Below are 22,413 nucleotides of genomic sequence, written 5' to 3'. Positions count from 1 at the left end.
TCCCTACACCATTCCTCCAGGAAACGGGAACCCCTCGATTTCCCGACTTTACGACAACGTACTATCCCTTGATAGTTTTCATGCTTACGTCATCCACGCCTGTATTGCCGTCGCTTCAGCGTAATAACGTTGCATCCGGCAATGCATTGGGTATGCGCAGCGCCATTCTATTGCTTGTGCCAATCTGTCGCGTCAACAAACAAACCACACGAAATGACTAAGTGGAAGTACGCATCATGAACGTAAAATTGCGTAAAACTGAAGCTGGATTGCAGGCACTGCAATCTCGAGAAGCAGGGGTACGACTCCCCGCCAGACTACGGACGTTGCTGCTGCAAGTTGATGGGCGAAAACGTACTGCCGAGTTGGCCCGGCTCGCCGTATCACTCGGCAGTACAGCCGATGTCGTTGAAACACTGATGGAAATGGGGTTGGTCGAGGTCGTCCCCGGCAGTCAGATCAAAAGCCCACCACCACCGGCTGCCACGCAACGCGTCGGCGCTGCTTCCAAAACCATGCCCGCAAACACAGATGCGGGGTATGCCGAACAGACTACAGAGGAAGATGAGCAGGAACCCCTCGTATCGACCAAGCTGCCAGAGCTTTTTCAGCCCATTGCCTTGATGATGCACGAAGTGACCGATACACACCTTGGCACCAGAGCAGCAATACTCAAGCGCCGTATCAGCAAGAGCGAAACCGAGGCCGAACTTCGTCTTTCCTTGATGGCACTGCGCGAAGCGTTGGCCAAGTCCAATGGCTATCTGCATGCTGACAAGGCGTTGCAATATGTTTATCCAACATTGCCGCTGTTCAGCTTCAAAGCTGCCCCAGCATTTTAAGCACCTCTCTAGCGTCTCGCGAGCCAGGGCAAGGTAAGGCGAAAACAGCCGAGGAAGCGGCGTTTACAAATGGTAAATGCGCATGCCGAGAATGATTTCAACGCCCTATTGCTGACGCGTAGCTGGCTTTAGTCGGGTTCCAAGAACCTGTTTACGATCTTACTGTGCGCCATGATCAAGACTTATGCGCTGCTCAAAAGCCCCGCTTCAGTTGTCAACCATAGAATCTTCAAGATCGAAAGCCTTCGATATCCCGTCTTTACGCCGCAGGGCTATCCCCCGACAGTCTAGCGCGTATGTCATAAAACTCTTATGGTCGGCTGCCCCACAGCAACACTTTTCACCATTTGTGCCTGCTTAGTCGCGGCTATTCCAAATACGCGAATGGAGATACGCAAAATGAATGTAAAACTGCGCAAAACCGAAGCTGGCCTACAGGCGCTGCAATCGCGAGATGCCAGCGCCCGCCTACCTGCCCGATTGCGGACGCTGCTGCTGCAAATCGATGGTCGGAAGCGCACACCTGAACTGGCGCGGCTAGCCCTCGCACTTGGCAGCCAAGCAGACACGGTTGAAAAGCTGTTGGAATTGGGGCTGGTTGAAATCGTACCGGGCAGCAAGATCGCCGAGCTCACCCCTGCCGCCACCCCAGCCACCACTGTCGCCGAGCCCGGCGCAACACAACGCGGCATTACCGCGGCTGCATTGGCCCAAGTTGCCACCTCGCCCCTCCCCCACGCCCAACACTCCCTGCTGAATGCCGATACCGATGCCGATGCCGACCAGCCAAATACGGAACTCGCCTCCCCCGTAATGAGCGTAGAGCCTGCCGTATCCACCAAGCTACCCCAGCTATTGCACCCGGTGGCCCTGTTGATGCACAAGATAGCCGACCACCATCTGAGTGCCCGGGCGGCCATGCTCAAACGCCGGATAAGTAAAAGCGAAACTGAGTCTGAGCTGCGCCTTTCGTTGATGGCCCTGCGCGAGGCGTTGGCCAAGATCAACGATTTGCACCATGCCGATGAGGCGCTACATGTTGTCTACGCCTACTTGCCCATCACTGAGTCAAACCCGTTACAGGCGTCCTAGCAGGTCATATTTTTTACACAAACGAAGATTGAACAAATTTTTTTGAGAAAAATAAATGGCGCTGATAACGCCACTAGAACACCCGCAGAAGTCCTAATCCGCAGACAAGCTGGCTAACGGATTCAACTGGCTTTAAGGCGTCGCCAAAGCTGATGCACCAGGGGTTTTATATTCCTGACACACATTCGGAAGAATATAGTCATCACGCCGACACTAGCAGAGATTTACATCTAGGGGTTGGATATAATCCCGACAAGAAAAAACCATTAAATTCATTTGAAAATAAGAAATCCCCTCCTCCTCCAATCGATCGATCGATCGCACCAGCTTAAACGGACGACTAAATTCGTCGCATATAAATTGAATTAATCAAGCATAATCAAAGACCTAACGCCCCCATCCAAATCAGAAAAAATCTTTACTCCCACAAAAATCCAATAACAAAGCAGCTTAAAATTGTGCGGCTGTTTTCGCAGCCAGTAATTTATTAATTTTATTGCAAAAGCATAATTCAATAATTAACTGAACCAATCCAACTTTATTTATTAAACACACTCCGGATATTTAATAGAACTTGAATTAACAATATACCCTCACGCATTACAATGCCTAGCCTTACCCATATTAAGCAAGGGAAGCCAGCAAGCGTTGTCAGCCAGCGAATAAGCCACTTAAAAATAAACGCTGCCGAGCCACCTGCTCAAACACGAAAAAAATATCCATTGTGCTTACCAAAAATAAGCAGAGTATGCTAAGTAAAACGACCCCATTCCTATAGGGGGACAGCGCATCGATTTGCTTGTCTGAATTTTTCCGATTCTGGTCGGTTTTACCTCCTTACTTTATGGTCGATAAAGCTTAAGGTAGACCCATCTATACAGCCATTTGAATTATTTGAAATGTCTCGCGCTTTGTTTGTAATTGATGTTCAAGCGTCGTTTCGCCACACCCCTTGCTGGCAAACCGGCGATTTTTCTTCTTATCTGGCAGCACAGAACAAACTCATTATCAGTGCACGTGCCGCTGGCGTACCGATAATACGTGTATTCCACGTCAATATTAATGGGTGCAACACCGCTTCCAAAACATTCCGACATAACGCTTGCTACATCGTTGCCTTGGCAGGTAGCGACCCGATTGCCGACCATACAGCATATAAGCAAACACATAGCGCGTTGGTAGATACCGGCTTAAGCACTTGGTTGCACGCGCTAAACATCGATAGTCTGATTATTTCAGGAATCCGCACCGAACAAGACCGCGAAACAAAGGCTCACCATGGGACGGACATAGGTTTTTCGATCGACTTCGTCACTGAGGCCACGCTCACCTTTCCGATAAAGCATAACAACGACCGCCTTTTCAGCGCAGCCGAAATCAAGGAACGCACCGAGCTTGTACTAGCCGGACGCTTCGCCCGATTCGCCACCATAGACGAAGTCGTGGCGGAACTTCCCGTATTGGCTTGAGCACTTTGTGAATTTTACAAACCACTAGTTAATCAAAGCATTACGTCTTTTGAATCCAGCAGGCAAAAGTCATATAGAGCGCAAGTAAATGACGATATCGGTTCACTTCATCCTGTTGCCAGGTTTTGCATTGCTGGACCTTGCTGGCCCAGCCGAAGCGTTGCGCATTTCCCAACGCTATGTGAGCGACCTGACCCTGCACTATGCCGGGCCAGTAACATTACCCCTCTGCTCGCTGGGTATGACACTGCAAGATACGGCACCATTACCAGACTCGCTGCCGCCAAATGCTTGGCTCATCATCCCAGGCTTCAGTACCCTCATTGCCGAAGGATGTAATTCAATCTTGCAACAAATCATTGTTTGGCTAGAAGAGGTCTTGCGGCCTGATGTCCGCTTGGTATGCATCTATTCAGCCGTACTGTTAGTTGGCGCTGCCGGCTTGCTGGACGACCGCCCCTGCACCATCCACCACACGCTTGTGGAGCAACTAAAACAAGTGGCCCCAGCCGCCCGTGTAAAAAGCGACCGTATCTTCGTCATCGATCGCAATATCGCCACCTCTGCCGGTGTCACTACAGGCATCGACCTCACCCTCGAACTCATCGCCCGCCAGTTTGGCCCCAAGGTTGCCGTCGCGGTATCACGTGATATGGTGATCTGGAGACGACGTGACGGCGATACACCACAACTGTCACCCTTCCAGGACTATCGCGATCATATGCACCCAGCAATACACCGAGTACAGGACGCCATTGCCGCTGAACCGGCAGGCGATTGGTCACTCGACTCCTTGGCCGCTATCGCTTGCGTAAGTACGCGCCACCTGGCCCGGTTGTTCAAACTACATATCGGCATCGCCCCGTTGGATTACCGCCAACGTATGCAGCTGGCGAATATCGAGCCGCTGCTAAGGCAAAAGGATTACTCCTTGGAAAAGATTGCAGAGATAGGCGGGTTTGGCTCGGCACGGGACTTACGCCGCGTCTGGCGAAAACAACGCGGCGAGCCCCTGCCCGGACGCTGAGCCGCATAAAAGTCTGCACAAACAACCTACCGCATTGGGGTGCCAGTTCCATTTTTCGGCCCATGCAACCAACCGCCACAGGTAGATTCTTAGAACCTATTTACGATCTGTCACGAGCAGGCGTCAGCAGGGTGAAGCGCAGCACAGAAACCAGAATGTACTGTTGTACATGAGGACTTCGAGCAGCACATGAGCCCTGATCACGGCTGCGCAGTAAAATCGTAAAAAGGTTCTTAGTTGGCTATACCGGCTTAAGAATCTACCTATAGTCAGCTACGCGTCGGCAATACCGCGTGAAAACACCCTCAGAATGCTCATTTACCACGCGTAATCATCGATTCCTAGACTGTTTTCGCCTTACCTTGCCCTGGCTTACGAGACTTTAAACCAGTTCTAGGGCTCGCCTCATTCATCGCGGTCGTCACCACCGTGCGTTTATAGAAATCAGCCATGCGCTCTGCCGTCGCCGGCGCGCTCCAGCGCTGTGCATAGGCTTGGGCCTCGGTTGCCAAGCGTCGGTGCAGGTCTGGCTGTTGCAATACGCGTTCCACTTTCTCGGCGAAGTCAATCGCGTCGTCCTTCGCGCACAAACAACCACGTTCCGGCAACAGGATATCGCGCGCGCCCATTGCCGGAATCGCCACCACCGGCAACCCCATCGCCATAGCCTCCAGCAATACCAAACCCTGGGTTTCGGTAGTAGAACCGAATACGAACAGGTCGGCAGCCCGATAGCAGTCAATCAGGCTTGTGCTACGGTCCAGGTATCCGATAAAACGCACTATCCCACCCAGTCCCAGCTTTTGGGCTTGTACCTGCAAACTGCCCAACGCCGGCCCCTCCCCTGCTATCAGCAACACAAAAGCCGGCCGCCGATAACGCAGTCGCTCTGCCACTTGCAACAGCAGGCCAATATTCTTTTCATGTGCCACCCGCCCGACAAACAGCGCCACTTCTTGCTGCTGGCCCAGGCCATGGGCACGGCGAAAGGCTGCTCTGTCGCCGCCTTGGAATCGCTCAAGCGGAATCCCCGTCGGAATCACTTCGATAGGCACTGTCACACCATATTGACGCAACGCATCGCACATCGCGCCAGAAGGGGCGACAACACCATCCGTGGCGTTGCATTGCCCACGCGAAAAACGCCGCGCCAACGCACGCGTCCAGCTGGCCGGTACCCCACGTGCGTAGTGATGCAGGTATTCCTCAAAAAAGGTGTGGTAGGTCGTCACCACCGGCACACCCAGCGCGCGGGCTATTTCCAGCCCGGCATAGTGGGCGATAAATGGGGTTTGAACATGCACCAGCTGGTAGCCCGCCCCACGTAACCGCGGCAACAGGTCCCTTACCTGTCCTCGCCGCATCAGGCGGTCTTCCGGGTCAATCGCCACATAACGTGAAGGGATGCGCCAAATACCTGCCTCATCGACTTCGCCAGGGTAGGACGGCGCAATCAAATCTACCGTCACCCCTTGCGTCGCAAGCTCGCGGCGAAAAGTCTGGATAGAAGTAGATACGCCATTGACACGGGGGAAATAGACATCCGAGACCATCAGTACACGCATATGCACACGCTCCCTAGCCAGATACAGCCAGACTAGCCCCTGCACATGACGGACTGATGACGGATGCGCTGCTTCAAGCTATGCCAACCGCTAGCAGAACTGTACGACATAAGCTCATACCGTCGGCAACCTACGTCAACGTCGCCGTCTTCCCAGCCGTGATTTCCATGACACTGCCGCTACGACAGATCATGACTAACACTCATTTCAATAGGGTTCCGGTAATACCTCGACATTACCCACTACCGATGTCCATTCCCGTCATCACACAAAAGATTGTAAGAGAGGAATTCCATGCCCCCATCGCCCGCCGACCTGCCCAAGGCATTGGTCCAGCTATTCGACCCGACCGCCCTCTTTGACTCGTATACGCGGCTTTACACTATCCAGGTTGCCTGGCTTGCCCGCAGACAAGCTACTAGTCGAATCCTTCTGCAAAATCTGGGCAACTGAGCCTGAAAGGTTCAAGGCTGATCCAAACCAGCAATTATCGGGACTAAACACGTGAATTGTTCGCCAATTATGTGCACGATTCATTCGAGCACTTTTCAACAACGGGCGGCACGCTGCAAACCGACCTGTCCGTGGCGGACTACTACAAAATTCGGCCGCTTTTAAAGCCCACCGCATAAGCCAATTGTTATTTGGCCTAGCCTGCCCCTTTGTCGTGAGGCGCTCCAAGCGACATTCGCGCAACGCGCGCAAGCCTGTTCCCTTCATTTTCCTCTCCACCGGCAAGCCCTGCCAAATAACGGTTTACGACTCGACGTAGGTTTGAATCTGGCTGCCTGCCAGTGTTGAAGCGAATAAATAAGTTCAGTTGACGCTTTACAGAAAGCAAGGTCAATAAATAAAATACCAAATAGTATGCTTATAGGAGTGCACGGATTTGAACCACGCTGCTCAACCCACTATCGAGATGGACGCCCAAACGGCCCGCCAGGCTGCGCTTGCTGCATTGCGTGGGCTGGCAGCCGGCGTACCGGCCCATACCCTGACCTATGCCGATATCGCCAAGGCAGCCAGCGTGCCGTGGCAAACGGTAAAGCGTCTGCTAGGCCCGCGCGAGCAGTTTGCCGCGTTGTTGGAAGGGGCCATTGCCGAGCCGGTGGATACCCGCGACCGTATTCTCGAGTCCGCAGCGCGTGTGTTTTCCCAAAGGAGCTATCTGGGTGCATCGCTCGACGAAGTGGCAGCCGATGCGGGCCTCACCAAAGGGGCCGTGTATTGGCACTTCAAGAGCAAGAACGACCTCTTCTTTGCGCTGCTCGATAGCCGCTTCCAGGTGGAGTTTGACCAGCACCTGCCGGAAGCCATCGAGCTACAGTCCCGCCATGCTTCGCCGCGAGAAGGCACTAAGGCGCTGCTGGCAGGTGTGCTGGAAAGAGTAAAGCAAGACCCGGACTGGCCTCGCCTGTTTCTGGAATTCCTGGGCCAGGCGCGCGCCCCGGAAGTACGCGAGCGGCTGGCCCAGGCCTATCAGCAAAGCTATCGGATGTCGGCCACGCTGATCACCCAGCAGCATAGCCTGCACCAACAAGCCGTGCCGGTAGACCCACAGCTGCAAGCCATTTTCTGGAGCGCACTGATGGATGGATTGATTACAGCGTGGCTGCTCAATCCCGAGGCAATCAATCTGGACACCCTCATACCGCGCATTGTTGACATGCTCTGGCAAGGGTTGGACCCGGAAAAACAAGCTTCACCGCAAGGAAACACTGTATGAACCGCCCTATTTCGTCACGTGCAAAACGCCGTGCCGTCGTCGTAATCATCCTGCTTGCCATTGCCGCAGGCAGTGTGGTGGTTGCGCAGAAGAAAAGCGCGCCCACTGCTGAAAGCAAGGCCGACACCCCGGTTACATTGGAACTGGCGGCTTCTGATCTGGCGCATGTAACTGATAGCACATTGATTCAACCATTAAGTTTGTCCGGCACACTCAACCCGATTCGGCAGACCGTCATCCGGGCCGAAGTCGATGGCATACTCAAGGAAGTCTTGGTCCGCCCTGGCGACGCGGTAAAAGCCGGCCAAGTACTGGCGCGCTTTGAAGCCAGCGACCGCAACAACCAATTGGTCAACCGCACCGCCGTTCGCGAACGTGTGCAAGCCGAATTGCTGCTGGCCGAGAAAAACCGCGACCGCAATGCGGATTTGCTGAAGCAGGGGTTTATTTCCCCAACCGCCCACGACGAAAGCGAAAACAAGGTTGCCGTGGCGGTTGCTCAGTTGAAGGCAGAAGAGGCCCAAGCCGCGCAAGCCCGCAAGGCATTGGCGGACGGCGTGGTGCGCGCGCCCTTCAGTGGCATTGTCGCCAGCCGCAAGATAGAACCGGGTGGCCGCGTAGCCGTCAATCAGGATTTATTCAGTCTGGTTGATCTGGGTGAGCTGGAGTACGAAGCGGCTGTGCCGGTGGCGCGGCTGCCGGCGGTCAAGCTGGGCCAGTCGGTGAAGCTCGATATCGAAGGTTTTGGCGAACAAAAATTTATCGGCACGATTGAACGCATTGCCCCCGTAGCCGATGCCGGATCGCGCATGGTGCCTGTCTACGTAAAAGTGCCAAACCCTTTGCACAGCCTGCGCGGGGGTATGTTTGCCCAAGGCGAAGCCACCCTGGCGAAACTTGAGCATGCCGCCACCCTGCCCTTCAGCGCTATTCGTGGCCGCGAAGGCAATGCACCGTTCGTGCTGGCAGTGGAAAACGGCAAGATAGTTTCCCGCCAGGTCAAGCTCGGGATCATGAATGATCTGACCAAACAGGCTGCGATAGTAGAAGGACTCAAGCCCGGCGCTGTCGTCGTTATCGCGAAAATCGAGAACCTGAAACCCGGCCAGGCCATCAAGCTACCAGCAGCCAAACCCACAGCCTAAACGGCTATTGCCAATCTTGGCGGAGTGAGTGCGCGGCGCTCACTTTCCAGGGTTGACGCAGTTGTATGCCCCGCACGCGGCCCGGCCGCACAAAAAGGTTATTCCATGTGGTTTACCCGCATCAGCATCCAGAACCCCGTCTTTGCCACCATGATGATGGTGGCGTTGGTGGTGCTCGGCTTGTTTGCCTACCAGCGCATGCCGGTCGAGAAAATGCCCAATGTCGAGCTTCCCTTCGCCATTGTGGTCACAGACTATCCGGGCGCGTCGCCGGAAATCATCGAGACAAAGATTTCGCGGCCGATGGAAGAAAAGCTGTCCACCATCTCCGGCATCAAGAACCTGACTTCCGAAAGCTATAGCGGGCAGTCGTTCGTATTTGTCGAGTTCGAACTCGATACCAATATGGACCGTGCCTTGAACGAGGTACGCGAGAAGGCGAATCAGGCTAAGGTCGATTTCCCACGTGAAGTAAAAGAACCCTACATCACGCAGGCACGGCAAGACAGAGGGCCCACCATCACCGTGGCTCTAACCAGCGATAAGCTGACAGAGCGGCAGATGACCATTCGGGCCGACCAGTATATCCAGCGCCAGTTCCAAACAGTTAAGGGTGTAGGTAGGGTAAGGCTGATTGGCGGCATCAAACGGCAGCTGAATATTGAACTCCTACCCGAGAAGCTGCATGCATTCGGCATTGGGGCTGATCAGGTCATTGCAGATATCCGCAAGGAGAATCAGGAAATACCGGTTGGGAATATCGAGTTCGATAAAACTGAGCGCGTGGTGCAACTCAAGGGCCGGCTGGTTGAAGCTGCGGACTTCGGTAAGATCGTGGTGGCGCGCCGTAATGGTCAGCCTATCTTGCTTAGCCAAGTCGCCAATGTCATTGATGGTGAACAGACACGGGATTCATCGGCGCTGGTCAATGGGAAACGCGCGCTATCCATTGAAATCACCAAGGTCAGCGGCGCCAATACCATACAGGTGGCTGACGACATCCATGCCATGGTCAACAACCTGAATAAGGAATTGGAAGCTGAAAGTATCCAGATGGAGGTAATTGTCGATGAGTCAAGCGACATTCGCCGATCGCTGGCCGACGTAAAATCCACGCTGTTAGAAGGTGCAGTCCTAACCGTGCTGATTGTCTGGCTCTTCTTGGGTTCTTGGCGTTCAACGGTGATTACCGGTCTTACCTTACCCGTTGCGCTGATTGGCACCTTTTTCTTCCTGCAGGCGTTTGGCTTCACCATCAATGGGATGACCCTGATGGCCCTGTCTCTATGCGTGGGGCTGGTGGTGGACGATGCCATCGTGGTGCGGGAAAACATTGTCCGCCATGCCGAAATGGGTAAAAGCCATTACCAGGCGGCGCTGGATGGCACGGCGGAAATCGGCCTTGCGGTGCTTGCCACTACGCTGACCATTGTCGCGGTGTTTATGCCTGTGGGTTTCATGGGTGGCCTGATTGGTAAGTTCTTTTTCCAGTTTGGCATTGCCGTCTGTGCAGCAGTGTTAATCTCAATGTTTGTTTCCTTCACGCTCGACCCGATGCTGAGCTCGGTATGGCACGACCCGCACGCCCACGGCATGAAGCATACTGGACCGTTAGGTCGGGTATTGGATAGCTTCGAGCGTGGCCTAGACAATATCTCCGCCTTTTATGCTCGCACCATCGAATGGGTGCTCAACCCCAAACGGATAAACCTGCCCAAATGGTTGGTACTGATCCTCGCCGTGATATGCCTGCCAATCACCCTGTTTGTGTTGGCTACCCGGCCCCGCGCTCGTACTTGGTTCAAGTCGGGTCTTAAAGGCAAGCCCAGCTGGTCACACCGTTCCCTTGTGTTGATGGCGGCTATCACATTGTTTTTCGGCTCATTCCTGCTGGTGCCTTTCATTGGAGCAGAGTTCCAACCCAAGGCAGACTCCGGACGAATCAAGATTGACTACCGTACACCCATAGGTAGTTCACTTGATTACACGACCTCGAAAGCGGAACAGGTGGAGGACGCGTTACGCGCCTTTTCTGAAATAAAGGATATGTATACCGCTATCAATACCGGTGAATCAGACGGTAAGCACATTGCTCATACCAACCTGAACCTGATCGAGAAAAATAAGCGCATCAGCCAGGACGCACTGATCAAGAAGATTCGCGACCGATTGACGCGAATCGCAGGGATTGAACTGCGCAGCGTAAGTGGCGCCGAAGGTGGAGGCGGGGGCAACAATGCGCCTATTTTCATCACGATTCAGGGTAAGGACTTTGGTGAACTGAAACGGATTGCCGAGAATGTTGCCGAGCGCTTGGGCCGCATCAAGCACGTAATCAACGTACAAACCTCGTTGCGGGCTGCCAAGCCGGCTATCGATATCAATGTCAACCGCGAAATGGCCAGCACCGTGGGCTTATCGGTTAGCCAGGTCGGCGCTACGCTCGCCCCTCTGGTCGCGGGTGAGGAAATCGGTAGCTGGCAAGCACCCGACGGCGAGAGTTACGAGATCATCGTTCGCCTGCCAGAAAACAATCGTCGTATGGCTGAGGACCTAGCCAACCTGCCCATTGCCAGCACAGATATCGATGCACGTACGGGCCAGCCCATCATGATTCCGCTCTCGCAGGTGGCCGACATCAAGGCCAGCGGTACACCAACCTTGATCCAGCGTCGCAACCTGTTCCGAAATGTCGAAGTCTATGCCGATGTAGAAGGTGTGCCGGTAGGCGAAGTGCAGCCAGAGGTAGACAAGCTGCTCAAGCAAATCCAGATGCCCCAGGGCTATCGCTTCGTTCAGGAAGGAGCCGAGCGCGACATGGGTGAAAGCTTGAACTACGCCGTGCAGGCATTGTTGATCGGCGTGATATTCATCTACCTGATACTCGCTTCCCAGTTCGGCAGCTTCAGCCAACCGTTGGCGATCATGACCGCGCTGCCACTTTCGGTAGTAGGCATATTCCTGGCGCTGCTGGCTTGGGGCTCCACACTCAACCTCTTCTCCATCATCGGCATCATCATGCTGATGGGGCTGGTGACCAAAAACGCGATCCTGCTGATCGACTTCGTCAATCGATTGCGCAACCAGGGCATGGAGCGCTTCGCCGCCATTGTTGAAGCAGGCCGTGTCCGGTTGCGACCTATCCTGATGACCACATTCGCCATGATTGGCGGCATGTTGCCCCTTGCATTGGCCTTGGGTGAAGGAGCCGAGCAACGCGCACCGATGGCACACGCCATTATCGGTGGAGTGATTACCTCTACGCTGCTGACCTTGGTTGTGGTGCCAGTCGTGTTCACCTATCTGGACGACCTGGGTATGTGGCTAAAGCAGAAATTTGCCGGCAAACATACTGACCAGCCCCCCCAAGTCAAAGATGCTGCCCCGCAACCAGGGACAGGGCGTTAACGCATCAACGTACATCAGGTTTAATGACGCACGGTGTGCGGTAAAGTGATATGCATTGGGCGAAACGGCATGTATCAAGATACATGCCGTTTTTTTTAGCCTGTCTCTATGTTGATAGTATGTAAATGCCAACGCCGTTCAGCGTACGATTGGCATGGATTTACGGCCAATGCCGGCCCATGCGTAAGGGGGATCACCCCATCCCTACAGCAAACCAATTTACCTGTTTACGATATTGCGCTTTGGATTGGAACTCGCCATACATATAAAGTACATGTCCCCTATTAAGGCTGGGGGACTCCAGACTATGTTTTCTGAAGGTGCCAATGATGTTGAATAGAACCGTCGCTATTGCATTGGTTTCCCTGCTAGCCAGTGTTTGGCTTCCTTGTTTTGGTGCCGTTATCTGGGATGGCCCGGCCGATGGGCCCATTGGCCAAGGCAAACGGAAAGTCATTTTTCTTTCGCAGGACCTACAGAACGGGGGGCCCACCGCTGCATTTAGGGGGCTGGAGGAAGCGGCTCAAATACTGGGTTGGAGCGTGCAGGCTGTCAATGGCAAGGGCGATGCAGCCGTTATCCGCAGCGAATTTGCCGCTGCCATCGCACAACGGCCCGATGCCATCGTGCTGGGCGGGTTTCAAGTAGAGGACGGCGCCAACCTTATTCAAAAGGCCAAGGATGCCAACATTGTGCTGGTGGGCTGGCATGCCGAGGCCGCGCCCGGGCCCACCAAGGACTTGTTCGTCAATGTGGCAACCCATTCGGACGAAGTAGCCAAGGTCGCAACCGAATTCGTGATCAAGAGTGCAAAAGACAACGCTGGCGTTGTCATCATCAATGACAATCGTTTTGCGGTAGCCAACGAAAAGACCAAGCGCATGCAGGAGATGCTGAAAAAGTGTAAGTCCTGCCAAATATTATCCATCGAGAACGTCCTTATATCCCAGGTAAAACAGGACATCGACGGCGTGGTGCAAAGCCTGGACAAACGTTTTGGGAAAGCATGGACTCATACTTTGGCAATCAACGACATTTATTTTGATGAAATGAATTTCCCACTAATTAAACTCGGCCGGGGCGATGTTCAAAATGTCGCCGCAGGTGATGGCTCGGCCAAGGCGCTGCGCCGTATTAAAAACGGGCTCTCCTTGCAAACCGCCACGGTGGCGGAACCCCTTTCCCTGCAGGGCTGGCAGTTGGCGGACGAACTTAATCGTGCCTTTGCCGGCAAGCAGGCCAGTGGCTACATAACAAAACCTATCCTGGTTACCACGCAATCACTCGCCCGGATGGGCTATCGGGAAATTGACGCCAACATTCCTTACAAGGAAGCCTATATCGCCATTTGGAAAGGCAAGCCGGAAAAATAGGTGGGCTAATTAAAATAATAGGCATTCATCTCCAATTAAAATCACTCTAAGAGCCTGAACATGCCAAGCATATACGTTGCCCTTGTTCTACTACTGACGCTGTGCTGCTTTACCCAGCCAGCCTTTGCAGAGAAATGGCTGGGGCCAACGGATGGGCCAATCAAGCAAACTAAAAAGAGTATTGTTTTCCTATCTCACGACTTACAAAATAGCGGGCCCACGCTTGTATACCGAGGACTAGAAAAGGCTGCTCGTATACTGGATTGGAAAATCACCATCGTAAATGGAAAAGGAGACACAAAAAATATTAATGATGCATTTATGGAAATTATAAAAAGAAAGCCCGATGCCATCGTGTTGGGTGCGTTTCAGGAAGACATGGTTGCCCGTCTTATTCCTTTGGCCAAGCAAGCAAACATCGTATTAGTTGGTTGGCACGCAGCAGCCATACCAGGGCCTACACCGAATTTATTTGTGAACGTGGCTACAAACCCAATTGATGTGGCGAAAATGATTGCCGAATATGTCATTCATGATAGTAAAGAAAAAGCAGGGGTTATCATCATTACCGACAATCACTACGCTGTCGCCAAAGAAAAAGCAATTCGCATAAAAGCCTCAATAGAAGCTTGTAAGACTTGCAAAGTACTTTCTATTGAAGATGTTTCAATTTCATTAACAGATAAACTCATTGATGACTTTGTGATACGAATGAACCAAATCCATGGATCTGCCTGGACTTACACGTTGGCAATTAATGACCTCTATTTTGATGTAATGAATATCCCTCTAATAAAGATTGGCCGACCTGATATACGAAATGTTTCGGCGGGCGATGGCTCTTCAACTGCAATTAGCAGAATTAAGGCAGGAAAGTCCCAACAAATTGCTACGATTGCAGAACCTTTATTCCTGCAAGGCTGGCAGTTGGCCGATGAACTCAATCGTGCCTTTGCGGGTAAACCGCCCAGTGGATTCGTTTCAAAACCAATACTCGTCACAAAGCAGGTATTGAATCGATTAAATGGTAAAGAAATTGAATCGGACATTCCTTACAAAGAAGCCTATACGGCGATTTGGAAGAATGGTGTCGCCAAATAAGCAACACAATTGAATAGAAACTAGGTTAAAACAGCAGCGCACCTCTCCTTTTTTCGATCCATCCCCCCGACCGGCACGGTAGCCCCTACCATGCCGGTCGCGCTATTTTTGCCTTTTGTGGCAACAACATCCGATCGCCGTCTGCCGTTTGTATTTAAGGAACCCCGCTGCATGAAGCTCGCCCCACTCGCCCTATTAATTTGCGCCACACTCACCACTCAGGCTGCCGATACACCAAGCTATCAAGGGCTGGGCGCTGACAGCATCAGCCCCGAAACCCTGGAAACCTTCCGCGCCAAAACCCTGGCGCCTGACTTGAGCCGCAAGGTGCAACGCATGTTGGACCTGCGCGGCCCTGGGGCGGGCATCCTGTCGCCCGATGGCAAGGCGATGTACTACGGCTGGCGCGTAACCGGCACTGCACAAGTATGGCGGGTAGATGGGCCGGAACGTTTCCCGATGCAGATGACGGGTGGCGAAGACGCTACCGCAGTCCGCGATATCAGCCCCGATGGCAAATGGCTGTTCATCAGCCGTGACCGTAAAGGCGAAGAGAACCCGGGGCTTTATCTCCAGGCGGCAAACGGTGGTGAGCTCAAGTTGATCCAGCACCTGCCGGGCATCCAGACCTTTTTCGAATTCGTCTCCGACGACGGCCGCTATGTGTACTACCGCAGCAATGACGAAGTACGCGATAGCTACACCTTCTACCGCTATGAACTCGCCAGCGGCAAAAAGGAAAAGCTGTTTGCCCAAAAAGGCAGTTGGAATATCGTGGACCATCGTGCCGACGGTACATTGCTGCTGCAAAAGTCGCTGTCCAATGTCGTCAGTGAAGTATGGGAATGGTCGCCGCTGAAGGGCGAATTCCGCCCCCTGCTGGGTAAGGACGAGAGCGAGGATTACAGCGCCCAGTATGGCGCCACCCCTGGTGAGCTGATCGTGCAAACCAGCAAGTTCGATGATGCGCGCCGCCTGTACAAGCTCGTCGATGGCAAATTCAGCCCACTGAGCCCCGCACAAAAATGGGATGTCGCCAGCTTCTCGCTCGACCGTGCAAGGCAAAAACTCTACTACGCGGTCAACGAGGCGGGGTACACCAAGAGCTATGCCCTAGACGCCAAAACCCTGAAACCCCTCAAGCTGCCAACCTTTCCCGATGCAGACCATGTCATGGTCCTTAACAGCACCCAGGATGGCCGTCGCGTGGTGATGGGTGTCGAATCTGCCAGTCAACCCAATAGCAACTATGTGTTCGATTGGAAAACCCACCAGCTGGCACGCTGGATAGCCCCCTCCATGCCGGAAGTCGATACCAGCAAGTTCAGCGTGGCCAAACTCGAAAGTTACCCCAGCCGCGATGGCCAGCAGATTCCCATGTTCGTCCAACGGCCTACCCACTGCGGCCCCAACCCTGCCCGGTGATAGTCCAGTTTCATGGTGGCCCTGAAGGCCAGTCACGGGCGGGTTTCTCAGCGCGCGCGCAGTTGTTCATTGATGCGGGATTTATCTATGTACAACCCAATGTGCGCGGCTCGGATGGGTATGGCAAGACTTGGCTCAACGCCGACAACGGCCCCAAGCGACTGGATGTGATCAGCGATATTGAAGACGCGGCAATCTACATCAAGAAAGCCTGGGCCCAGAACGGTATTGCGCCCAAGGTGGGCGTTATGGGTGGTAGCTATGGTGGGTATTCGACACTGTACGCAATGACCCGTTTTGCCGGTGCCTACGACGCCGGGGTCGCCACCGTGGGGATGTCCAACCTGCTTTCCTTCCTGGAAAACACGGCACCCTACCGTCGTGCCTTGCGCGCTGCAGAATATGGCGACCCGATCAAAGACCGTGACGCCCTGATCTCCCTTTCACCCATTACCCACATCGACAAGCTGAAAGACCCGCTGTTGATCATCCAAGGGGCAAGCGACCCTCGCGTACCGGTGGGCGAAGCCGTACAAATGTATGAAGCTGCGCAAAAACGTGGTGTCGCTTCTGAACTGATCATCTTCGCCGATGAGGGCCATGGTGCGGCCAAGCGAGAAAACCAAGTGCTGAGCATAGGCCATACCCTGCGTTTCTTTGAGACTTACCTGAAACACTGATACGCAAAATAGTCACAGGTATGTGGAACCTATTACTTCGTACAATTTCTATTTGTTTATCCACGCTTTCCAACCCAGGAGTAAGAACAATGAAATTTCGTCTCGCTTTGGTTGCCATTGTTTGTCTAATTGCGTCAACCGCTCGAGCGGATGATCTCGATAAGATTCAGAAAAAAGGGGAAATTATCATCGGGGTGCGTGCAGAAGCGCCCCCCTTTGGTTTCTTGGATAAAACCAAGAACGTGGTAACCGGCTATGACGTGGAATTTGGGAAATACATTGCCAAGAAGTTGGGCGTTAAACCCATATTCCTAACCTTGTCTCCTACCGAGCGCATACCTGCGCTTCAAGATAATCGTGTCGACCTCATCATCGCTGCAATGGCAAAAAACGCCAAATCAGAAAAAATCCTCGAATTCAGCCTCGGTTATTTTGTCGCCATACAGAAATTTGCAGCCAAACCTGGTCGTTTCAAAAGTCTGAGCCAATTCAACGGCGCTAAAGTCTGTTTTGCCCAAGGCACCACCACAGAACACTGGCTTGAGGAGAACCTACCCAAGACGGTTCGTATACCCGCTGTTGGTTATCAGGAAGCCTTCAGTTTATTGCAAACAGGTGGATGCGAGGCGGTAGCGGGAGCAGGGACGATTCTGAAGGGCAATCTCAGCAAACTACCTAAAACCGATGTCGTCGTCACCGATGACATTCCACTCGGCATAGAGATTTTTGCCATGGGAATGCGCAAAGGCGAAAAACGCCTGAAGCAGATGGTTAACGACGCATTGCTTGAATCTGAAAAGACCGGCGAAGCCGTACGCATCTACGAACACTATTTTGGTGAAAATACGGCGGTACCGCAGCTACGCCTGTTCAAAATTCAAGGGTAAGTAACCTGTAAACACGCATTTAACTGAAGAAAGGTGCAGTTAACAGTTTTAGCCCCGCCTACTCGGTAAACAACAACAGCACCTAAAACAGCAGTTGTGTCCGGCGCGCTGCAAAAGCCACAACCAGCGAGATTAGTGCCAGGAAAACCAGGCCTGCCTGCAAGCCGAATCCTTGCACCATATAGCCCATCAGCGGCGGGCCCATCAACGATCCCGAGTAACCCAGCGTGGCTACCCCAGCCAAAGCTGTTGCACCCTCCTTACCCGAGGCGCTGAAAACGCAGGGAAATACGGCAGCGACCCCCAGCCCCGTCAGAATGAAACCGAACATCGCAGTTAGAACATTCGGCGCGACGATTGCAATGGCGATGCCCAACGCAGCCAGGATACTGCCACCCGACACCAAACGCTTTGCGCCAAAGCGCTCTTTCAGTCGGTCGCCTACTATCCGGGCCAAGAGCATTGCGCCGGCAAAACTGGCGTAGCCCAGCGGGGCGATTGCTTCACTCGCGCTAAGATGATCACGTAGGTAGAACGTAATCCAGTTGGTGAGCGAGCCTTCGGATATCGCCCCCATGAAGGCAATCAATCCCAGCCAGATCAATGCCCCATGCGGCAAGGCAAAGTGTTTCTTGCCCACCTCGGCATCGGGCGCATCGCACGGCAAGGCGCGATAGGCCACCCCCAATGGCAGGGTCAAGGCCAGTACCACCAAGACAAAATGCAGAAGGGACGACAAGCCCAAACCTGCAGCGGCACTGCCCAGCAATGCCCCACAGAAAGTCCCCACGCAGAACCACGCATGCAGCATGGACATCATCGATCGACCCAGCGCCCGTTCCTGCTCAACGCCCAGTGCATTGATGGCAACATCGAAACAACTGGCTGCTGCACCAAACCCCACCATGCCCAACATCAGCCAACGCCAGCTTGGCAATATCGCCAACAAGGGCAAAATCAGCAGTATCGCTATACCCGCCATCAAGGCGGCTTTACGCGCTCCATAGTGGCCCACCAGCCAGGCAGCGAGCGGAAAAGACGCAACCGCACCAATACCACCGCCCAACAGCACGGTGCCCAACGTGGCGGGGTCCAACATCAACCTATCGCGCACCGCAGGCAAACGTGCGGCCCAACTGGCATACACCACGCCAAGCAATAGGAACAAAACTGGAAGGGCAGCATAACGCAGGCGCAGCAACCCGCGGGTGGGGGTGGCGATCAATTCAGTGGTCATAAGGGGTACCAACCATCAGGCCACCAGGGCCTCCAGCTGTGTATGCAACTCCAGCCAATCCATTTCCAAGGCTTCGATGGCACTGTCGAGTTCCGCCTTTTGACGCACGGCATCGCGCAACTTGTCTTTGGCGGCTTCGGAATAAATCTCCTCACCACCCAGCGCATCAACCACCACAGCGCGCTGCTTACCTAACTCTGCCAATTTGGCATCGATTTTGTTCAATTCCTTTTCCAATGGCTTGCGCAAGCCCGCCAAGCGCTGACGCGCCTCTGCCTCCTGCCGCTTCTGGGCTTTGCGCTCAGCACCGGTGAGGTTATCAACCACGCCATTTGCTGGCGATACAGCTTGCCCCCCCTGCTCACGGTAACGTTTGTAATCGTCCAGATCACCATCGAAAGGCTTTACCCTGCCCTCCTCCACCAACCAAAAAGTATCGGTGGTTGCCCGTAACAGGTGGCGGTCGTGCGAGACCACAATCATGGCGCCCACATAGTCCTGCAAGGCCAATGTGAGGGCATGGCGCATTTCCAGGTCAAGGTGATTGGTAGGCTCATCGAGCAACAACAGATTAGGCCGCTGCCACACAATCAGGGCCAGCGCCAAGCGTGCTTTCTCGCCCCCGGAAAAAGGCGCTATTGGCCCGGTAGCCATCTCGCCATGGAAGTTGAAGCCACCAAGGAAGTTGCGCAGCTCTTGCTCGCGGGTCTTGGGGTCCAACTTCTGCATATGCCACAGCGGGCTTTCATCCACGCGCAGGTATTCAAGCTGATGCTGGGCAAAGTAACCAATTTTCAGCCCATGACCTTCGACTTTCGTCCCCGCTGCCAGCGCAATATCGTCGGCCAGCAGTTTCACCAGCGTGGATTTCCCCGCGCCGTTGCGACCCAAAAGACCAATGCGGGCACCACTTTCAATGCTGATATTGATCTCGTCCAACAGCCGGTTACCGCCATACCCCGCCGCACCCAATTCAATACGCAGCAAGGGGTTGGGGCTGGAAGCCGGTTGGCGGAAGCTGAAGTCAAAGGGCGAATCGATATGCGCTGCGGAAATCATCTCCATGCGTTCCAGCGCTTTGATGCGGCTCTGCGCCTGCCGGGCTTTGGTCGCCTGGGCACGGAAGCGGTCGATGTATTTCTGTAGATGCGCCGCTTCACGCTGCTGCTTTTCGTATGTCTGCTGTTGCTGGGCCAGTTTCTCGGCTTTTTGAGCTTCGAATTCGGCGTAGTTGCCGGTGTAGAGGTCGATATTGCTATTGGCGAGATGCGCAATGGCCGTGACAGTGGCATCGAGAAAATCGCGGTCGTGTGAAATCAACAATAGGGTGCCAGGGTAACTGGATAACCAGTTTTCCAGCCAAAGTACGGCATCAAGATCAAGGTGGTTGGTGGGTTCGTCAAGCAGCAAGAGGTCGGAGCGGCACATCAACGCCTGGGCCAGGTTAAGACGCATGCGCCACCCGCCCGAGAAACTGGCTACCGGCCTTTGCAAGTCATTGGTCGAGAAACCAAGCCCATGTAATAACTTACTGGCGCGCGCTTCAGCCGAATAGCCATCGACGGCTTCAAACTTGCCGAGCCAATCGCCATGCGTCACACCATCGTGGGCGGGGTTGGCCACTTCACGCTGGATCATGCGCAGTTCTTCATCGCCATCCAGCACATAGTCGAGCGCACTGGCATGCAACGCCGGGGTTTCCTGGCGCACCGACGCAATCACCATACCGGCAGGGTATTCAAAATCGCCTGCATCTGGCAGCAATTCACCTCGTAAAAGGCCGAAAAAACTCGATTTGCCGGCGCCATTGGGGCCAACGATGCCAACGCGTTGGCCGCGATGCAAAATCAAATCAACTTGTTCGAGCAGCACCTTGGTGCCGCGACGTAGGGTAAGGGAGGAGAGACGGATCATGGGGCGAATTTTACCAGTTGCACGCAAGCCGCCGTGTTTTATGAAATCAACTAGTATTCAATGCGGTATCCACCTTATCCGGCCATGACAATATTCGACCCCAATCAAGCCGTCACTGCGCAAGCCGCTTACCTGCAGCTTTTGAAGAGCAAGGGAGCAGCCACCAGCATCCTTACCCGGCGCAAGCACTTTCTGCGTAACCTGGTGACGACACTGGAAAGCCAAACCGACAAGCACATTACCGATGGCGACGCGGGCTATCGCTATGCGGTCGACCTTGTACTTCATCGTTTTCCCGACGACCAGCAGGTTGAAATTATCACCACTGCGCGGGAGTTCTACCCTTTTTGGACCGGCGATCTGAAAACCATCGCCCGCCTTAATGCTGCCGACGCCATCTCGTTGGCGCATCCGCCCATCGACCTGCAAGGGAACCTGATTGAAATGTTCGAGCGGCTCAATGCCGACCCGTGGGCGCTTGAAGAGCACCCCAGCCTTGCGGTCTATATGCAGCAACTCGTCGAACAAGGCACAGACAACGCTGTCCGGGACATTCGCGAGCGTCTGCTGACCCTTTTGCTCTACATCATCCGCCATACGGACGACACCCCTATGGCCTACCGTGCCGGTGTCGATGCCATGCTCACCCTATTTTCCAATGAAGACAGCCGCCGGGTATTTACCGATCTGGCACGGGAATTTTTTTACTGCTGGCATGGCACGACACGGGCAGACCCGCTCGCCCGCGCCGCTTGAACGCATACTGACCGAGTACGCCAATGACTCATCCGTTACCTGAAGCCGCGCTGGAGCAATACCTCGATACGCTGAAATTGAGGGGCGTATCGAACAAGCAACTCACCACCACCCGGCATTTCCTGCGCCATCTTTTAAGCAACCTGCGTGATGTCTCGCACGATGGCCAGGGCTACCGCGCCGGGGCCGATATCACACTGCGCAACTTTCCTGAGGAAGACCAGTTTCGCGCATTGATACGTGAATTCTTTCCCTATTGGCGCGGGGAATCCACACCCACAGTGATACCACAACCTGTGGCCAGCCCTGCCATCGACAACAACCTCGCCAAAGCGTTAACACATATGCAAGCCGACCCTTGGTCGCAAGCCAGCTTGCAGAAGCTGGAGCTGCATGCCCATCAATTCCGCACATTGCATCGCTATGGTGAAGAACTGGTCAAGATGGGCCTGGAAGAAGCCAATATCCAGGCGCGGATGCGTTTGATCAAGCTGCTGTTGTATACGATGCGTGATGCCAATCCCAACACCGAAAGTTATCGAACCAGCGTCGATCAAGTCCTTGCCCTGTTACCCAGCCAAGATCGCTGGCATGTCTTCGTGAGCCTGGCCCGGGAATTTTTCTATTTTCTGGCCAACGACCAGGATGCACCCAGCAAACTGCAACGCCAACTCAGCACACAGGAATTACAAAGCCTATTTTCTGCCTGAAACACGCCAATCATGCTTAGTGCAGTACCAAGGCGTTACCTAGGGGGCAAACAGGC

The 22,413-nt window shown here is 53.9% G+C and carries 18 protein-coding genes; 15 read left to right on the top strand and 3 right to left on the bottom strand.

The features are described from left to right. Positions 1 to 236: 236 nt before the first annotated feature. From CSQ89_RS01315 to CSQ89_RS01300, 4 genes are all read left to right on the top strand, one after another. Complete coding sequence (locus CSQ89_RS01315) at positions 237 to 842, top strand: hypothetical protein (RefSeq protein WP_099404389.1); 606 nt, start codon at positions 237 to 239, stop codon at positions 840 to 842. Positions 843 to 1,241: 399 nt separating this feature from the next. Further along, positions 1,242 to 1,934, top strand: coding sequence for a hypothetical protein (locus CSQ89_RS01310; RefSeq protein WP_099404388.1), 693 nt, complete (start codon positions 1,242 to 1,244; stop codon positions 1,932 to 1,934). Positions 1,935 to 2,833: 899 nt separating this feature from the next. Continuing rightward, on the top strand, positions 2,834 to 3,403 hold the full coding sequence (locus CSQ89_RS01305) for an isochorismatase family protein (RefSeq protein WP_099404387.1): 570 nt from the start codon (positions 2,834 to 2,836) through the stop codon (positions 3,401 to 3,403). 88 nt (positions 3,404 to 3,491) lie between these two features. Then, positions 3,492 to 4,430 carry a GlxA family transcriptional regulator gene (locus tag CSQ89_RS01300; protein WP_099404386.1) on the top strand — a complete coding sequence of 313 codons (939 nt, stop codon included), beginning with the start codon at positions 3,492 to 3,494 and terminating at the stop codon, positions 4,428 to 4,430. Between the two features lie 341 nt (positions 4,431 to 4,771). On the opposite strand, the gene CSQ89_RS01295 is transcribed toward CSQ89_RS01300, so the two are convergent. Beyond that, positions 4,772 to 5,995 (bottom strand): glycosyltransferase, encoded by a 1,224-nt coding sequence (locus CSQ89_RS01295; RefSeq protein ID WP_099404385.1) that lies wholly within the window; start codon positions 5,993 to 5,995, stop codon positions 4,772 to 4,774. Positions 5,996 to 6,289: 294 nt separating this feature from the next. Between CSQ89_RS01295 and CSQ89_RS22355 the strand changes: the two genes are divergently transcribed. The 9 genes from CSQ89_RS22355 to CSQ89_RS01260 all read left to right on the top strand — a co-directional run bounded on the left by CSQ89_RS22355 (position 6,290) and on the right by CSQ89_RS01260 (position 17,740). Beyond that, a complete protein-coding gene (locus CSQ89_RS22355) occupies positions 6,290 to 6,448 on the top strand; it encodes a hypothetical protein (protein WP_158228856.1) in 159 nt (52 codons plus the stop codon). A 436-nt stretch (positions 6,449 to 6,884) separates the two neighbouring features. Next, on the top strand, positions 6,885 to 7,721 hold the full coding sequence (locus CSQ89_RS01290; RefSeq protein WP_139023019.1) for a TetR/AcrR family transcriptional regulator: 837 nt from the start codon (positions 6,885 to 6,887) through the stop codon (positions 7,719 to 7,721). After that, positions 7,718 to 8,866 (top strand): efflux RND transporter periplasmic adaptor subunit, encoded by a 1,149-nt coding sequence (locus tag CSQ89_RS01285; protein WP_099404383.1) that lies wholly within the window; start codon positions 7,718 to 7,720, stop codon positions 8,864 to 8,866. The genes CSQ89_RS01290 and CSQ89_RS01285 overlap by 4 nt, the downstream gene beginning before the upstream one ends. A 105-nt stretch (positions 8,867 to 8,971) precedes the next feature. Next, complete coding sequence (locus CSQ89_RS01280; protein ID WP_099404382.1) at positions 8,972 to 12,274, top strand: efflux RND transporter permease subunit; 3,303 nt, start codon at positions 8,972 to 8,974, stop codon at positions 12,272 to 12,274. 326 nt (positions 12,275 to 12,600) lie between these two features. Continuing rightward, the gene (locus CSQ89_RS01275; RefSeq protein ID WP_099404381.1) at positions 12,601 to 13,647 is read left to right on the top strand and encodes a substrate-binding domain-containing protein; all 1,047 of its coding nucleotides are present in this window, start codon (positions 12,601 to 12,603) and stop codon (positions 13,645 to 13,647) included. 60 nt (positions 13,648 to 13,707) lie between these two features. Next, positions 13,708 to 14,748 carry a substrate-binding domain-containing protein gene (locus tag CSQ89_RS01270; RefSeq protein WP_099404380.1) on the top strand — a complete coding sequence of 347 codons (1,041 nt, stop codon included), beginning with the start codon at positions 13,708 to 13,710 and terminating at the stop codon, positions 14,746 to 14,748. A gap of 171 nt (positions 14,749 to 14,919) precedes the next feature. After that, positions 14,920 to 16,173 carry a PD40 domain-containing protein gene (locus CSQ89_RS23650; protein WP_199065116.1) on the top strand — a complete coding sequence of 418 codons (1,254 nt, stop codon included), beginning with the start codon at positions 14,920 to 14,922 and terminating at the stop codon, positions 16,171 to 16,173. Continuing rightward, positions 16,170 to 16,853: an alpha/beta hydrolase family protein gene (locus CSQ89_RS22815; RefSeq protein ID WP_199065113.1), complete on the top strand. Its 684-nt coding sequence runs from the start codon at positions 16,170 to 16,172 to the stop codon at positions 16,851 to 16,853. Before CSQ89_RS23650 ends, CSQ89_RS22815 begins: the two co-directional genes overlap by 4 nt. A gap of 89 nt (positions 16,854 to 16,942) precedes the next feature. After that, positions 16,943 to 17,740 (top strand): transporter substrate-binding domain-containing protein, encoded by a 798-nt coding sequence (locus CSQ89_RS01260; protein WP_158228855.1) that lies wholly within the window; start codon positions 16,943 to 16,945, stop codon positions 17,738 to 17,740. Positions 17,741 to 17,822: 82 nt separating this feature from the next. Here the strand turns inward: CSQ89_RS01260 and CSQ89_RS01255 are convergent, their stop codons facing one another. Then, on the bottom strand, positions 17,823 to 18,977 hold the full coding sequence (locus CSQ89_RS01255; protein WP_099404378.1) for an MFS transporter: 1,155 nt from the start codon (positions 18,975 to 18,977) through the stop codon (positions 17,823 to 17,825). Between the two features lie 15 nt (positions 18,978 to 18,992). Beyond that, positions 18,993 to 20,891, bottom strand: a complete 1,899-nt coding sequence (locus CSQ89_RS01250) for an ATP-binding cassette domain-containing protein (protein WP_099404377.1) — start codon at positions 20,889 to 20,891, stop codon at positions 18,993 to 18,995. 84 nt (positions 20,892 to 20,975) lie between these two features. Here CSQ89_RS01250 and CSQ89_RS01245 point away from each other — a divergent pair, with 84 nt between their 5' ends. Then, positions 20,976 to 21,647 (top strand): hypothetical protein, encoded by a 672-nt coding sequence (locus CSQ89_RS01245; protein WP_139023018.1) that lies wholly within the window; start codon positions 20,976 to 20,978, stop codon positions 21,645 to 21,647. A 23-nt stretch (positions 21,648 to 21,670) separates the two neighbouring features. Then, positions 21,671 to 22,357: a hypothetical protein gene (locus tag CSQ89_RS01240; RefSeq protein ID WP_099404375.1), complete on the top strand. Its 687-nt coding sequence runs from the start codon at positions 21,671 to 21,673 to the stop codon at positions 22,355 to 22,357. Positions 22,358 to 22,413: the final 56 nt, after the last annotated feature.

This window comes from Chitinimonas sp. BJB300 (assembly GCF_002735695.1).
GTDB lineage: Bacteria > Pseudomonadota > Gammaproteobacteria > Burkholderiales > Chitinimonadaceae > Chitinimonas.
The sequence above is the reverse complement of the archived record's forward strand: the minus strand, read 5'-3'. Positions and strand labels throughout refer to the sequence as shown.

What these genes read in the sequence shown, in the direction of transcription:
- CSQ89_RS01310 (WP_099404388.1), top strand. Translation starts at nt 1,242, where the DNA reads ATGAATGTAAAACTGCGCAAAACCGAAGCTGGCCTACAGGCGCTGCAA.
- CSQ89_RS01280 (WP_099404382.1), top strand. Translation starts at nt 8,972, where the DNA reads ATGTGGTTTACCCGCATCAGCATCCAGAACCCCGTCTTTGCCACCATG.
- CSQ89_RS01240 (WP_099404375.1), top strand. Translation starts at nt 21,671, where the DNA reads ATGACTCATCCGTTACCTGAAGCCGCGCTGGAGCAATACCTCGATACG.
- CSQ89_RS01300 (WP_099404386.1), top strand. Translation starts at nt 3,492, where the DNA reads ATGACGATATCGGTTCACTTCATCCTGTTGCCAGGTTTTGCATTGCTG.
- CSQ89_RS01285 (WP_099404383.1), top strand. Translation starts at nt 7,718, where the DNA reads ATGAACCGCCCTATTTCGTCACGTGCAAAACGCCGTGCCGTCGTCGTA.
- CSQ89_RS01245 (WP_139023018.1), top strand. Translation starts at nt 20,976, where the DNA reads ATGACAATATTCGACCCCAATCAAGCCGTCACTGCGCAAGCCGCTTAC.
- CSQ89_RS01305 (WP_099404387.1), top strand. Translation starts at nt 2,834, where the DNA reads ATGTCTCGCGCTTTGTTTGTAATTGATGTTCAAGCGTCGTTTCGCCAC.
- CSQ89_RS01275 (WP_099404381.1), top strand. Translation starts at nt 12,601, where the DNA reads ATGATGTTGAATAGAACCGTCGCTATTGCATTGGTTTCCCTGCTAGCC.
- CSQ89_RS01250 (WP_099404377.1), bottom strand. Translation starts at nt 20,891, where the DNA reads ATGATCCGTCTCTCCTCCCTTACCCTACGTCGCGGCACCAAGGTGCTG.
- CSQ89_RS01315 (WP_099404389.1), top strand. Translation starts at nt 237, where the DNA reads ATGAACGTAAAATTGCGTAAAACTGAAGCTGGATTGCAGGCACTGCAA.
- CSQ89_RS01270 (WP_099404380.1), top strand. Translation starts at nt 13,708, where the DNA reads ATGCCAAGCATATACGTTGCCCTTGTTCTACTACTGACGCTGTGCTGC.
- CSQ89_RS01255 (WP_099404378.1), bottom strand. Translation starts at nt 18,977, where the DNA reads ATGACCACTGAATTGATCGCCACCCCCACCCGCGGGTTGCTGCGCCTG.
- CSQ89_RS23650 (WP_199065116.1), top strand. Translation starts at nt 14,920, where the DNA reads ATGAAGCTCGCCCCACTCGCCCTATTAATTTGCGCCACACTCACCACT.
- CSQ89_RS01260 (WP_158228855.1), top strand. Translation starts at nt 16,943, where the DNA reads ATGAAATTTCGTCTCGCTTTGGTTGCCATTGTTTGTCTAATTGCGTCA.
- CSQ89_RS22355 (WP_158228856.1), top strand. Translation starts at nt 6,290, where the DNA reads ATGCCCCCATCGCCCGCCGACCTGCCCAAGGCATTGGTCCAGCTATTC.
- CSQ89_RS01295 (WP_099404385.1), bottom strand. Translation starts at nt 5,995, where the DNA reads ATGCGTGTACTGATGGTCTCGGATGTCTATTTCCCCCGTGTCAATGGC.